Raw genomic sequence first — 14,047 nt, forward strand, 5'->3', positions numbered from 1 at the left:
TAACTTTCACCACATTCCACTACTATTTTTTATTCAATCTTTACCACCGTGTTAAACACCTTCAAAGCAGGGTTTTTAAACAGAATCTCTCTCCACAATATGATAAGGTATTTTTACTTTTTCTCTAGATTTTTTTATAACTAGGCTAAAAGCTTGCTCACCAATTTTCGTTAACTGATGATCTACTGTAGTAATCCCCATACCAATACCAATTGGCTGATTTTCTTGACCAATGATTGCTAAATCAGCAGGGATTTTTAATTGCTGAAACTTAGCATATAAATAAATACCACCAGCCACTTCATCTCCATTCGCATAGATAGCTGTGGGTCTCTCCGGTAAATGCAGGAAATGCTCCGCTGCTTTATATCCGTCTTCTAAGCAAAGACACCCTGAAATATGATATTTAGGTTGAAATTCACCAAAAACCTCCTTATATGCACCAATCATTTGCTTCGTGCTATTGCTTTCTATCCTAGCTGTTGTGAAAGCTACAGCATAATGCCCTTTGTTTTTTAATAATTGAAAGGCATCTAGATAAGAAGAATAACGGTCCATATAAGAACATCCAATTTCTTTGTGCTGTGTATATTCACAAGAAACGATAGAACCATACTCAGTATACGGAATGATCGTTTCCCAATCATTTGCTCTTGAAGTGATAATGATGCCATCATACAGCTTGCTTTTTAATTTTTGTAAATACTCCACTTCTTTCTCTTTACTATAGATTGAAGGAAGTACCGTAATCGAAAAATCATGCTCTAATGCCTTGTTCAGTATACCGTTTAATATCTGATCAAATGCTGGATTGTTGTTATATGGGAGAATAACGCCTATTGTTCTGGTTTCTCCTCTAATTAAATCAATCGCATTTTTATTTGGCGTATAGTTCATTTCTTCTATAACTCTAAGAACAGACTCTCTTTTATCTCTGGCAACGTGCTTATAATTGTTAAGGACTCTAGAAACAGTAGAGACAGATACACCTGCTAATCTTGCAATGTCTTTAATATTTGTCATCACATACCTCCCACATATATCAGGAATCAAGAGAACCTACACATTTACATCCAATTTCTGAAAAGCTTTTATAAAGTAAAGGAGGTTTCCATTGTATGCCCATCTTATCGCAATCCTGTGTTTTCCTACAATGAGTGTCGAATGTTCAATGTTTCTCATTTCTCCTTTAAACCAAAAAGATTTTTCAACATTTATTGGCTTGGTGCTTATTACATATAATCTTTTATTAGTTAAAAATAAATCACCATAGTAGATATTTTGTACTCCATCAAAGATTTCCAATAACCCTGTAAGGGTATATAGTACATGTTCATCTTGTTGAAGGTTAATCATTCTGTTCATCTCTCTTCTCCCTTCGTTGAAAATCAGCTTACTTTCAATCTAATTTATGAAATGCATTTCAAGTCAATAGAAAAATCAATAATTGCTAAAACAGCTACAAAGAGACGGATTAACTTTTTAATAAAGCTACCCATTATTAAACTAACATGCGCCTTGATTTTATTAGAAAAAAACTGACAAATTTGAAAACCTTTCTTCAATTACCTCTCGGTCCTGGCGGCTTATTTAAAGTTATCAAACTAAAAAACAGTAGGAAACGATTGCCTCCCACTGTTTTTGTAGTTTATTCAGCTGGTTTTCATTAATCTATTGGAATGGTTAACTGATTTCAATTCACTAACTAGTGTAGAGCCTAATAGCAGTATACCACCAAGCATTTGAATAATTGTCATTTGTTCTTGCAGGATAATTGCGGAAATCAATATAGCTACAAATGGGTCAACATAACTTAGCATAGCTATGCTCTGTCCTTTTAATTTTTCCATACCGGAGAAAAATAACCAAAACCCAATCCCTGTGTTGACGACTCCTAATATTAGAATAAAAGGAATAGAAGAACTTGATACTTCAAAGATGCCAAATCCTTCGGTAAGGAAAACATATGGCATTAACAGTAAAGTGGTTGTTCCAAGCTGAATGATGGTCAGCTCTAACTTTCCCATATCTTTAATAAATTTATTTAAAAGCAATAACGCAGCATAAAATGCTGCTGCGATTAATCCAAAGGAAAGTCCAAGAATATCATCTGATTCTGATGCACTCATGCCTTCACCTACAATCATTAACATACCTATGATTGCTGCACCAATACAAACCATTTTTTTAACGGATAAATGTTCCCTAAGAACATAGGGAGATAGAATCATTACAATCACAGGAGCAAAGTAATAACCTAGCGTTGCATTGGCAATTGTCGTATGGTCATACGATTGATAAAGAAAAATCCAATTTCCTCCCAATGCAATACCTGAAAGAATCAAAAATAAAGCATTCGTTTTTACTAAATTCCAAGGTATTTTTTTCTTCATCATGAAGAATACCAGCAATAAAAATATGCATCCCAGGAAACTGCTTAGTAAAGCACTTTCACTCGAAGCTAAATCAATATATCGGACCACCAAACCAATTGTACCGAAAGTAATCATTGATAATATAAACTGAATTTTAGGTTTCATCTTCTGCTCCTGCCCATCTGCGAATCAGCTTGTATTTCGCAGATTCTTATTATGTTTATTTAACTTCATTTTCAAATCTCAGTCGGAATGCAGACCCTTTCTTGGGGCGGAAACTAAAAGAAGACAGGTGCTTTTTTCATTATTTCACTCACAAAAAACAATTTTTATAGCTCCCCTTTCCTGCCTTGAATTTTTGATATTAATAACATATCATGGTGTCAGATATTACAAAAACGAATGTTTCTCATGATATATATGACAAAACCAGATGGGGAAGGAAAAGAAATATGAATATCCAAAAATATATGGCATTTGTCAGGGCAGCAGAATTCGGCAGCTTCACAAAAGCTGCCGAATCACTGGACTATACACAGTCTGGGATCAGCCGTATGATTAACGATTTAGAAACGGAATGGGGGGTTTCCCTTTTTGAAAGAGGACGTGCGGGTATCAGTTTAACTTCTGATGGCTTAAAATTACTGCCCCAAGTAAAGAGAATCTGCAATGAGTACAAAATCTTAATGACGCAAATCGAAGACTTACACCATATACAGTCCGGGATTATTCGTATTGGGACATTTTCCAGCGTAGCAACTCATTGGCTCCCTAACATGATCAGAGTTTTTAAGAAGGATTACCCGAAGATTGATTTTGAACTTCTGCTTGGTGATTACACAGAAATTGAAAGATGGGTTTTAGATGGACGTGTTGACTTCGGATTTGTACGGCTGCCGTCAAAAGCAGATCTTGAAACGGTTTTTTTGGAACAAGACCGTTTGCTGGTAGTGATTCCCCAAAACCATCCGCTTGCTAATTGTGAGAAGTTTCCAATTAGCGGCTTACTGAACAGTCCGTTTATGCTATTGGAAAAGGGAGCAAAAGCAGAGATTTCAGAGATTTTTGAGATGCACCATATTTCACCGCAAGTTAATTTTACAACTTGGGATGACTATGCCATTATGTCTATGGTGGAAAACGGGCTGGGAATCAGTATATTACCAGAATTGATTTTACAGCGTATACCTCACAAAATTATAGCGAAAGAGCTGGAAGTTCCTGCTTTTAGAAATATTGGTATTGCTGCCAGAGATCAAAAAACACTTTCTCTTGCTTCCAAGAGATTTTTAGAATATTTATCATACAGAAACACGGAGTGATAATACTATATTCTAAATTTAGATTAGCGAAAGCTTATTCAATTAACATGCCCGTTTAGTACAATAAGAAAGCGCCTTAGACTGCAGCTGGTTCTTTAAGTAATGTACCCTATAGATTATTGTGTAATGGTTCACCATTTTTAGCTTAAATGCCATAGGTTCAAGTATTACAAGGAAAGCTGCCCTCATATTTGAGAGCAGCTATATCAAACTCATGTAAATTTTTTCTTAAATTTGATAACTCATATTCGAGAATATCCTTTATATGTTTATCTCCAACTATACTAGAATGAAATGTATTGGATTCAGTCCAATAAACGTCTCTAAAAGTAACCCCATTCTTAAGTTCAATTTCTAAATAAACACGACTCCCATCATGTTGTCCATTAGTATTGAGGGTTTCTATATCTTCTAATTTTAAATTAAGCACGCATCTAGGAAATTCTCCTTAAAAGTTTGTGAGAAAGTATGGATTCTACCTCATCTTCAGTACTTTCAATATATATTTTTCACTAATTTACCCAATGGGTATAGTTCACCTGCTGTTTTTGCTGCAAGAGGTAAGAAGGAAAGTAAATAAAAAAATTACTTCCACGTTTTTTAGAATATTCATGGTTATTCCCTAAAAGAAATTATGAATTAGACAAACCATTTGTTGTATTAAATTCTATAGGGTAAGAGCGAACTCCTTCTTTCCGGTCTGGGACTACTTTTTAGAGGTGGTTATATTTTTGCGGTTCAACTCCAGCTTTTGCTGCATTATCGGCACCCTGTAATTATTTCTGCAAAGGTAATCTTCTGTAAATTCACTCTGGAAAGGATTGAGGTCATTCTTCTTCTTCTCGCCACTCTCCCCTATAACCGCTTTATATTGACCTATTAGATTATCAAAGATTTCATCCCACTTCTGCTTTAACGCATAATCCCTGCCATCAAACCCCATTCGGCTTCTGACTTTATGGTTCTTGAGCAGATTTATGATCGAAGCAGCGAAATCCTCCGCATTTCCAGGTTCACACAAATAACCTGTTACACCATTCTGAATAATGCTTTTAACTCCCCCCGCATTCGCACCAATTACAGGCGTTCCGCTGGCCATTGATTCAAGAACAACGTTTCCGAAGGTTTCTGTAGGAGATGGAAAAACAAACAAATCTGATGCTGAGTACACTTCAGCTAGCTGCTGGGCTGCTAAATAACCCGTAAAGGTCATGTTTTTTGGAGCTGCTTCCTGTAATTGTTTTCGAAGTGGTCCGTCCCCAACAATTAGCCAATGAATATCTTCTTCAAAATGAGGTGGGAGTAATTGCGCTATATCAGGGAGGATATCTACATTTTTTTCAGGTGCCAGTCTGCCTGCATAGGTGAGAAGGTATTTTTTGCTGATGGAGTATTGCCTGCGGACTGATAATTTATCATAGTATGGGTGGAACAGCTTGCAGTCGACACCTCTTGGCCATAATTCAAGGTTTGTAAATCCATGCTGCTTTAATTGCTGCAGTGTTTCTGCCGAAGGAACAAAGATTTTTTCTAAGGCGCTGTGAAACCAGGTCATGTATTTCCAAAGTATGTTTGACAGAAATTTGAGATCATAGAATTCAAGATAATAGTCAAAGTCAGTATGGTACGATCCCACTAAAGGGATATTTAACTTTTTAGCACAGTAAAGACCGCTAAGCCCCAGATTAAAAGGTGTGGCAACATGTATTAAATCGGGCTAAAACTTTTCAAGTTCCTCTTTGATTTGAAAATAATTTGGAAAAGCCACCCTGCATTCTGGATATAGGAAAAAAGAGGCACTTTTGAATCGGCGAATATGGGAAGAAACATACTCATCTGATTGGCTGGATGGCGCAAAAATTTTCAAGGTGATTTTCTGATCGCTTAAATAGTCTGTAAATCTTTTGAGTGTTTTCGCGACTCCGTTGATGTCAGGGTAAAAAGTATCAGTGAAGAAAGCTATTTTCATATGATCTTCCTTCCATTATTTTATCTTGGATGATATAAGGCCTTCCGATTGAAATATAGCTGATAGAATGTCTGCTGATGTCTCGAAGAGAGTAGCAGTTTCTCCCGTCAATTATAACGGGGGATTTCATTCTTTCTGTATATAACTCCAGCGGAAAATGTTTGATTTGTTCCCATTCAGTTGCAATAATAGCCAAGTCGGCATTTTCTAAGGCTATTTGTACATTCATCGTATATTCGATTGCATCTCCTAAAACCTTTCTTGCATTGGGTACCGCAGCAGGATCATATGCGATAACCGATGCGTTATTTTCCAGAAGTCTTTTGGCAATCATTAATGACGCCGCTTCCCTAACATCATCTGTATCCGGCTTAAATGCAAGACCCAGGAGAGCCACTCTTTTGCCTTCTAATGAACCTAATATATTTTTGGCTAGGCTGACGGCCAAGGTCTGCTGACGATTATTCACTTTGATTACGGATTCGAGAAGCTCAAATTTGTGCTGTACATTACCCGCTAATTTCACAAGGGCTTTTGTATCTTTTGGAAAGCAGGAACCTCCATAGCCAATTCCCGCCTGCAGAAAATACGGCCCAATCCTCTTGTCTTTTCCAATCCCATATGCAACTTCTTCAATGTTGGCTCCGGTTTTTTCACATATTGCTGCAATTTCATTAATAAAGCTGATTTTGGCAGCGAGGAAGGCATTTGATGCATACTTAATCATTTCAGCGCTTCGCATATCAGTCTTAATGATAGGTATTTTTAAAGGAAGATAAAGTTCCTCCAATTTTGCTGCTGCGCTTTTTGAATTGGTTCCTAATATTATTCGGTCACCGTTGAAAAAATCAATAATTGCAGAACCTTCTCGCAGAAATTCAGGATTGGAAACAACCTCTGCCTGGTGAGGCGGAGGCTTTACACTTTGAATAATTTCTTTGATTTTTTCATTTGTCCCCACAGGAACTGTGCTCTTTGTACAGACAATAACATCATTTTCAATACATATACCAATAGAATAAGCTGCTGCATGAACGTAATCCAGGTTACTTGTCCCGTCATGGTTTTCCGGTGTACCAACTGCAATAAAGATTATTTCTGCATCCTTATAGGCAATTTTAGGATTTACAGTGAATGCTAAACGGCCGCTTAAGAGGTTGTTCTTCAGCATCTGCTCTAGTCCCGGCTCAAAAATAGGCGATCGCCCCGTTTTAAGAAGCTGAATTTTTTCTTCCATAATATCTGTACAAATCACCCGATGTCCCATTTCTGCTAAACAAACACCTGTAATTAATCCCACATAACCTGTTCCTGCAACAGCTATTTTCATGCAATCCCTCCTCTATACTGACATTGTACTGATGGAAATTTAAACCTTTCTTTAGGACGTGTTAAACTATTGTAAAAAATATGTTTCAGCATTTCTGCCAATCCTTTTTTTCAATAAAAAACAGCCCTGATTGGGCTGTCCGTACTTGCTATTCCTCATTCTCCGATCCTTTCCCGCCAGCCAAAAAGCCACAGCAATGGGTGCATAAAAAATTCAGCCATGCGCTTCCCTCCAATGCATAGTCATCTCTAAGTTTCAAAATGTTGTTTTGGTTAATTAATAAACTGCCTTTAGTTTAAAAAGAAAGAAGTTGCCTAATATGCAGCCAATTCTTGAACAAAAGCACCCTTTAGCCCAATAAAGTTTTTACTTTTTTTATCAAAGTAATGGATACTAGGGTCATTTGTATAACGTTTAGCAGGAAAAGTATTTGTTCTAAGTATGGCGATGATATGTTTTTAAATAAGTAATTTCTATCAGACTGTGAAACAATAATCATATTCCTACTTCCAACATTTTCGCCGTCACTTCTTCGACTCTACGTTCTATATCCGACCCGTTCAGCTTTGGAAGCTTCAACTCACTTACAATTTTTCCGTCCAGCATAAACAGAATACGTTCCGTCCGCGCTGCAACCTTCGCATCGTGAGTTACAAGCATAATCGCAGTACCATCCGCATTGATTTCAGAAAAAATGTCCATTATTTCATGGGCAGATTTTGAGTTAAGGGCACCTGTTGGTTCGTCGCCGAAGATAATTTTCGGACTGCTCATCAATGCTCTGCATATACCCGCACGCTGAAGCTGACCTCCCGAAACCTGTGTAGTATCGCGCGTTTCAAGCTCCGCAATGCCTACCCTTTTAAGAAGCGTTCTTGCCTTCTCCGAAACTTTTGCGATGTTTTTTCGGTTTCCGCGAATTGACGGAAGAATAATGTTGTCGAGAATATTCAGACTTTTTAGCATGGTCGGCTGCTGAAAAATTAACCCCATTTTTGTTCTACGTATATCTGAAAGCTCAGTCTCCCCGAATGCCGATAAATCCTTGCCGTCAAAAACGATCTTTCCGTCATCAACACCATCGATTCCGCTTAAAGCAAACAGTAGTGTAGATTTTCCAGAGCCCGAAGGTCCCATAACTGCTACGAACTCACCCTCGTTTATTTCAATAGATACTCCATCGAGAACAGTGCGCTCTTCATCGCCCTCACCGAAAGTTTTTACTATATGCTCACCAATAATAATCTTCTCCATATGTCTACTCCTCCTACTCCTTTATATTTTCGGAAATTTTTATTTGTCCCGCGCTCGAGGTGCCGATCATGGTTGCAATAAGTGCAATGAATATCATCATCAACGGACTTAGCAGATATGCCGTAAAAGGATTGACCGTAAAATTAAACGTTGACGCTCCGAACGAAGAGATTAGCACGCCCGCAAGGAACTCTCCGAGAGTATTCGCGAGTAGGGTACCGAGAATAATTCCGACAATTAGAACGAAAACTGAACGAGAAACATACTGCGCCCTAATATCCGAGTTTGTAAAACCGAGCGCCTTCATAATGGCAATAGAAGGTCTGTCCTTTGCAACTAGCATTTTCATGAATAATATAGTAACCAGTACTGTAATAACAAGCGCAACAGTAACTGCAGCGTAAGATGCTATTTCAACGGATCTTATTGTCGAGCCGAGGGTCTGAGATACAAATTTATCTATATCTGAAGTCTTTGCAAAATCAAATCGGTCTGAATACTCCGCAACCTTCCTGTCGACAAGGGATTTATCCAAAAGTTCAACACAGAGGATGGTCCACATGACTTTCGCCGAATTGTCGGTGAATACAGCCTTTGCAGTTTTGCCACCATTCGTAACGTCGGAGTATATTCCTGTAACCGTGAGCTTTTTCTCCTTCCCTTCAATCACCAGCGTTATAATTTCGTCTATCTTTGTGCTCAGTTCACCGGCATTTATAGCTGAAAGCGCAATTTCGTCATCACGGGAAGGTGCTCTTCCCTCAGAATACTCTATTGGAAATGCAGAATGGTCACCAAGTTCAACTTTTATATTTTCTTCTAAACCGTTTCTCGCTTTTACTTTAAAGGTCTTTGTTGTCAAAACAGCATACTTGGAAACGGCGTCGTCGCTTTCTATCGTCTTTTCAATTTCATCGGTATTATCAGATGAATTGGCCTGAATACGCATATCGTAGTTTCCAATCCCCATATACTGAATGAAGCTTTTTGAGGAAATTGTGCTGTGCAGGTTCTGTGGAACAATAATGATAAATGCCGAAATCACCAGGACAATAAGTATTGTTGCGTAAAGTTTTTTTCTTGCTAGAACATCCTTGATTCCCAGAAAAACATTCGTACTAAACAGTCTGTTTCTAACTAAGGAAAAACGCTTAGCGTCATTTGTCTTTACCTGAGAAGTTCCAAAGCGTAAAGCTTCCGCAGCGGATATTTTCCGAAATCGTTTCAGCACACCATTGACATAAGCAATAATTGCCAGGAAAACGAGAAGGATACCGATAACTCCTAAGACATTCGCATAAGAAGAATTTTTACTTTCACCTATGAAAAGTCGGATATTTTCAAGAAGCACGCCTTGGAACATAACCGAAAGAATAAATCCAAGAATACTGCCTATCGCCGCTAAGCCTAAGTATTTCGCAAGATAAATCCGCTTTATGTCGGAAATACGCATCCCAATTGCCTTCATTACCCCAATTTCGCGGTAGTCGTCCTCTATTTTCGCAAGGAGCGTGAAGCGTATGCACATAAATGCGATTGTAACCACAAGTGCGCTTACAAGAAGAATAACTGCAATCATCATCCCGTCTGAAATAGCGTTCATCGTTTTGAAAAGCGTATAGGTAACGGTTGGTCCGTTCGCTTCAAGGCCTGCGGAAGCATAGGCTGTTTCAAATTCGCCTATCGCGGAGAAATCCTTTAATCTAAATTCAATTAGATATTCGATACTACCAAAGTCTTTTATTTCCGCAAAATCATTGTTGCTTACAAGAAATCGTTTTGACGCGGAGAGCGAGGAATTCATGGTCGAGTCACGGAGAAATCCCGCAACGGTAAATTCCTTCCCGCTGATTACGGCCTTTTCACCTACTTGGACTGTGCTATCTTTCATAAAGGTTACTGGAACATAAAGCTCGCCGTCAGATACGTTGTTGATGATTTTGCCGTTAAGGTCAAGAAGATAATCGAACTTTTCGTTCTGTAAGCTGAAGCCGTTGTCCTGAACACTATCTGCTAGCGAGTTATCACCTAAAATAATGTGAGCACCGTCCATGCCAAGAAATTCAACTACCTGATACTCTTCGACATTGTTATGTTGCTCTGCAAAGGATTTAAGTCGTGCTCTATCAATATCACCGGAATGCATTTGCATAAAATGTGGAGTTTCAGATTTTGTCATTAACGTGTCCAGTGCACCCGAAAGATTGACCGCCAGTATTACTGCGAGTGAAACAAGCATGGATGCTGCAGCAACAAATATCATTGTTGTAAATGTTATTGCTTTGCTCTTTAAAATGTCATTGCGGAGTATTCTGAAATACATAAGCCACCTCTTTTTTTAAGCTTTTAAATCGAATTCCCAAATTTATTCATTATTTACAGCATTTTCGCTACCAAACATTTGCATAATATTCATCAGACTTCCGCTTTTTGCACCGAGCAGCCTTTCTCCGTTGAATATAATTGCTCGTATCCGTGATGCACGCTCCTCATAGGTCATCTCTACCATATCATCATCAAAAACGGTATTAGCATATGTAACAATCATTTCCATACATTCATACGGGTACGGAGTATTAAATAGGCCCTGTTCAATGCCCTCTTGGATTATTCCCGTCAGTATTGGCGTAACTCCATTGATGATGACCTTTTCTATTTTCTTATGCATAAGGGCATTCTGTGGCTTGTGAATATGCTCCATAATTTCCTGGCTGCTTCCGCCACTTAAATTAATTGATATAACAACTCGGATAATACGTTCGACTACAGGAATACTCTCATCTGCAGCAATTTCCTGCGCAGAGCCTAAAAGACGAACACTATACCGGTCAACCAACGAGTCCATAATATCCTCTTTCGACTTGAAGTGATAATACAGTGTACCACGCGCAATACCGACCTTTTCGAGAATATCATTTGTACTCGTTCCATCAAAACCCTTCTGACCAAAAAGCTCATCGGCTGCATCAAGTATTTCGTTCCTGCGTTCCTCCGCTTCTTTTCTCATTGTTTCACCGCCTTTATGAACCGACTGTCTGTCGATTAAATAGTAACAGACAATTTTTAATTTTATATGGAGTGTTTGTAAATTTTATAAAAATTTCAAAATTTATCCTCAATAGTATTAGTGGAGTTTTCAAAAAAAGAACTGAGTTCAAAAAAAAGTGCGATAATCCCTCATGGATCACCGCATCTAATTTCTCCCCGGTCAATAAACGGTTAAAATCACAATATGATAATACCTGCTAGTATCTAAAAGCAAGAGAGGTTAACACAGTACCGTACTCAATCATTAAATCTTCTGAAATTACACGAATAACTTCCTCCAAAACTGAGAAAAGCCATTCAAAGTAATGAAGAACCGTCTGGAAAATTAGAGATTGGAAAAGTTAAAACCCTAATTCATTTACCAAAAATATTGTCCAGCTATATTAAGAAATATAAAAATGTAAATCTATCGCTAATTACTGGTGTCACAGAAACACTAACAGAAGAAGTATTAAATCATAAGTTAGACGGATCATTCGTTATAGAATCAGACTTTCATCCCGATCTTGTTTCGCATGAAGTGTTTCAAGATTAGAACGGTTCCTCTCTTTCAACTCTTCCAGTGTGGATGGACGCTTATCTGAAATTAAAACAAGTCTAGTGAGGTGTATACAAATTACCCTTCATTAAGTAATTACTGACGAACATCCCTAAAAGCCACAGCGATACCGCTTATTCTACCTAAAATAACCATAGCTGCCCCTGCTTATCCCCCTGGTAATCTCGCATTATTATTACAACTCATAGGAAAAAACAATAGCATAGGCGGCATTAAATTAAAGGTAAGGATGAAAGATAACCATCCAATTGTTAGGAGTATACCTTTACCACTTGTTCATCTTCCATCAATACACCTAGTGCAGCACCATAACCTTTACATTTATACCTCATTCTAGTTTTCGCTTCCCGGCTTCATGACTCTCTCATTCTACCAAGAGGTTATTTTCTTGTTCAAACTCCATTCTCCTTTATTACAGGAATGCTGCCTCTTTAGTTTAAAAAGAAAAAAGCTGCCTGATTAGCAGCTATTTAGCATAAGCACCCCTGGAATCTAAAGTTATAAACCTTGCCACTCTTAAATTAATGCTCCATCATTTCATGGGCAATGTCATGGCCATCCATTTCTGATGGATAGTAAGTAGGCCAATGGGTAACTTCCTCCAACAATTTTTCTCGGTCATCACCCCAATAAAGGTGATAGTGAGCAGCTTCTGTCGGATAGATACTATGATCACTAAACTGAATATATTGAGGAAGACCTTCAGCTTCTGCTTCTAGTTTAAATACATATCTAACCCCTCTATTCCCCGCATCATATGTTAGAATTTCATACCCATCATAGATATACTCACCAGTATATTCTTCTCCATTTTTGAAAAACGTTACCTTGTTCCCCTGAATCTGAATTCGTCCAACATTTGTTTGGTATCCTTCATTATAATATTCCTTATATTCTTTAGCTGTCATCTCACCCTCATGTTCTGCTTTATAAGTAAATACTTCGTCAAGCGTACCATCTTGAAGATATGGGTATACAGACTGCCAGTCTCCTTCCCAGTCGGATAAGGATCGATCCTTCACCTGACTGTCTTCAAAATACCCTTCATAAATTTTTGCTGTTTCTTCATCATGTGCATGAGTATGGCCGTGATCGTGTTCACCCTGTTCATTTGTCTGAGCTGCCCCCTCTGATGAAGGTTCAGATAAAGCTTTTGTTAGTTCCTCTAAGTTGTGCTGCATGAGAGTAAAGTAGTCCTCATTATTCTTTATATCTTCTTCTGTTAAAACCGATAAATTGTGTATGCGTAAAGCCTCTGCATCAATTTCCTTCCTTACTATGTCCGCCACTTTAGGAGTTATATTCTGTTCAAAAAATACATGTTTCAATCCATGTTTTTCAGCGGTCTTAATGATGTTTTGTACCTCTTTATGTGAGGGCTCGTTAGCAGGGCTCAATCCAGATACTGCGATTTGCTCGATCCCATAGCTTTTCTCCCAATAGCCATAAGCAGCATGAGATACAATAATTTTATTTTCAGGTAAATTTTCAAGTTGTGCACGGAAGTCTTGGTCTAAGTTTTCGAGCTTTCCTTTCAACTCCTCAAAGTTTTGGTTAAAGAAATCTTCTTGATCAGGTTTTAATTCAACTAATAAATCTTTTATATGCTCTGCAAGCTGAATAGAACGAATAGGATCCAGCCAAACGTGAGGATCTTGATCCCCATGATTATGTCCAGCATGCTCGTCCTCATGACTGCCTTCTTCTTCATGAGTGTGGTCACTCACTTGGCCATCCTCTCCTTCATGGTTATGTACATGCTTTTCCAAGTTAATTCCTTTTGATGCTTCAAGTATCTTGACGTCATCAGATTGAATAGTTTCCGAGATTTTGTTTGCATATGATTCTAAACCTGCCCCATTATAAATAAAAGCATCGGATTCAGATATTTTTATCATATCTTTGGTGGTTGGTTCATATGTATGCGAATCTGATCCCGGTGGCAGAATAGACTCCACAGAAGCTTGGTCTTCTGCGATTTGTTCAGCAAAAAACTGAAGTGGATATACAGTTGTAAAAATCTTTAACTCTTTGCCAGATTCTTTTGGTTCCTTTTCACTTTCACTGCTGTTTGTAGCTTTTCCTCCACACGCAGCTAGCGTAAAGATGACAATAACTAAACTAAGTAAGCCTGCAAATTTTTTCAACAATTTTACTCCCCCTTTACTTTGTAAATATTTTATCGTAATG

General features: G+C 38.0%; 11 protein-coding genes and 1 pseudogene. 2 read left to right on the plus strand and 10 right to left on the minus strand.

Features of this window, described 5'->3' with window-relative positions:
* Nucleotides 1–75 precede the first annotated feature (75 nt).
* From AC0VZ9_RS15730 to AC0VZ9_RS15740, 3 genes are all read right to left on the minus strand, one after another.
* A complete protein-coding gene (locus AC0VZ9_RS15730) occupies nt 76–1,023 on the minus strand; it encodes a LacI family DNA-binding transcriptional regulator (RefSeq protein WP_475396428.1) in 948 nt (315 codons plus the stop codon).
* 36 nt (nt 1,024–1,059) lie between these two features.
* Entirely contained in the window at nt 1,060–1,365 is a 306-nt protein-coding gene (locus AC0VZ9_RS15735) for a hypothetical protein (RefSeq protein WP_071158864.1), read from the minus strand.
* 287 nt (nt 1,366–1,652) lie between these two features.
* Nucleotides 1,653–2,540 (minus strand): DMT family transporter, encoded by an 888-nt coding sequence (locus AC0VZ9_RS15740; protein ID WP_009334040.1) that lies wholly within the window; start codon nt 2,538–2,540, stop codon nt 1,653–1,655.
* A gap of 287 nt (nt 2,541–2,827) precedes the next feature.
* Here AC0VZ9_RS15740 and AC0VZ9_RS15745 point away from each other — a divergent pair, with 287 nt between their 5' ends.
* Nucleotides 2,828–3,697 carry a LysR family transcriptional regulator gene (locus tag AC0VZ9_RS15745; RefSeq protein ID WP_019382080.1) on the plus strand — a complete coding sequence of 290 codons (870 nt, stop codon included), beginning with the start codon at nt 2,828–2,830 and terminating at the stop codon, nt 3,695–3,697.
* A gap of 160 nt (nt 3,698–3,857) precedes the next feature.
* On the opposite strand, the gene AC0VZ9_RS15750 is transcribed toward AC0VZ9_RS15745, so the two are convergent.
* The 6 genes and pseudogenes from AC0VZ9_RS15750 to AC0VZ9_RS15775 all read right to left on the minus strand — a co-directional run bounded on the left by AC0VZ9_RS15750 (nt 3,858) and on the right by AC0VZ9_RS15775 (nt 11,257).
* A complete protein-coding gene (locus AC0VZ9_RS15750) occupies nt 3,858–4,127 on the minus strand; it encodes a hypothetical protein (RefSeq protein WP_475396429.1) in 270 nt (89 codons plus the stop codon).
* Between the two features lie 276 nt (nt 4,128–4,403).
* Nucleotides 4,404–5,666 (minus strand): annotated as a pseudogene (locus tag AC0VZ9_RS15755) (glycosyltransferase family 4 protein).
* Nucleotides 5,644–6,996 (minus strand): UDP-glucose dehydrogenase family protein, encoded by a 1,353-nt coding sequence (locus tag AC0VZ9_RS15760; protein WP_009334037.1) that lies wholly within the window; start codon nt 6,994–6,996, stop codon nt 5,644–5,646. The pseudogene AC0VZ9_RS15755 and the gene AC0VZ9_RS15760 overlap by 23 nt, the downstream one beginning before the upstream one ends.
* Nucleotides 6,997–7,491: 495 nt before the next feature.
* Nucleotides 7,492–8,250 (minus strand): ABC transporter ATP-binding protein, encoded by a 759-nt coding sequence (locus tag AC0VZ9_RS15765; RefSeq protein WP_019382084.1) that lies wholly within the window; start codon nt 8,248–8,250, stop codon nt 7,492–7,494.
* Nucleotides 8,251–8,263: 13 nt separating this feature from the next.
* The gene (locus tag AC0VZ9_RS15770) at nt 8,264–10,573 is read right to left on the minus strand and encodes an ABC transporter permease (RefSeq protein ID WP_019382085.1); all 2,310 of its coding nucleotides are present in this window, start codon (nt 10,571–10,573) and stop codon (nt 8,264–8,266) included.
* Nucleotides 10,574–10,615: 42 nt separating this feature from the next.
* Nucleotides 10,616–11,257: a TetR/AcrR family transcriptional regulator gene (locus AC0VZ9_RS15775; RefSeq protein ID WP_009334034.1), complete on the minus strand. Its 642-nt coding sequence runs from the start codon at nt 11,255–11,257 to the stop codon at nt 10,616–10,618.
* Nucleotides 11,258–11,593: 336 nt separating this feature from the next.
* Between AC0VZ9_RS15775 and AC0VZ9_RS15780 the strand changes: the two genes are divergently transcribed.
* Entirely contained in the window at nt 11,594–11,833 is a 240-nt protein-coding gene (locus AC0VZ9_RS15780; protein ID WP_226280780.1) for a LysR substrate-binding domain-containing protein, read from the plus strand.
* Between the two features lie 545 nt (nt 11,834–12,378).
* On the opposite strand, the gene AC0VZ9_RS15785 is transcribed toward AC0VZ9_RS15780, so the two are convergent.
* On the minus strand, nt 12,379–14,007 hold the full coding sequence (locus AC0VZ9_RS15785; protein WP_251267277.1) for a metal ABC transporter solute-binding protein, Zn/Mn family: 1,629 nt from the start codon (nt 14,005–14,007) through the stop codon (nt 12,379–12,381).
* Nucleotides 14,008–14,047 lie beyond the last annotated feature (40 nt).

This window comes from Cytobacillus sp. QJM3NY_8 (genome assembly GCF_056173585.1).

Coding starts and splice junctions, on each gene's coding strand:
- AC0VZ9_RS15745 (WP_019382080.1), top strand. CDS start 2,828: ATGAATATCCAAAAATATATGGCATTTGTCAGGGCAGCAGAATTCGGC.
- AC0VZ9_RS15760 (WP_009334037.1), bottom strand. CDS start 6,996: ATGAAAATAGCTGTTGCAGGAACAGGTTATGTGGGATTAATTACAGGT.
- AC0VZ9_RS15775 (WP_009334034.1), bottom strand. CDS start 11,257: ATGAGAAAAGAAGCGGAGGAACGCAGGAACGAAATACTTGATGCAGCC.
- AC0VZ9_RS15770 (WP_019382085.1), bottom strand. CDS start 10,573: ATGTATTTCAGAATACTCCGCAATGACATTTTAAAGAGCAAAGCAATA.
- AC0VZ9_RS15765 (WP_019382084.1), bottom strand. CDS start 8,250: ATGGAGAAGATTATTATTGGTGAGCATATAGTAAAAACTTTCGGTGAG.
- AC0VZ9_RS15735 (WP_071158864.1), bottom strand. CDS start 1,365: ATGAACAGAATGATTAACCTTCAACAAGATGAACATGTACTATATACC.
- AC0VZ9_RS15730 (WP_475396428.1), bottom strand. CDS start 1,023: ATGACAAATATTAAAGACATTGCAAGATTAGCAGGTGTATCTGTCTCT.
- AC0VZ9_RS15740 (WP_009334040.1), bottom strand. CDS start 2,540: ATGAAACCTAAAATTCAGTTTATATTATCAATGATTACTTTCGGTACA.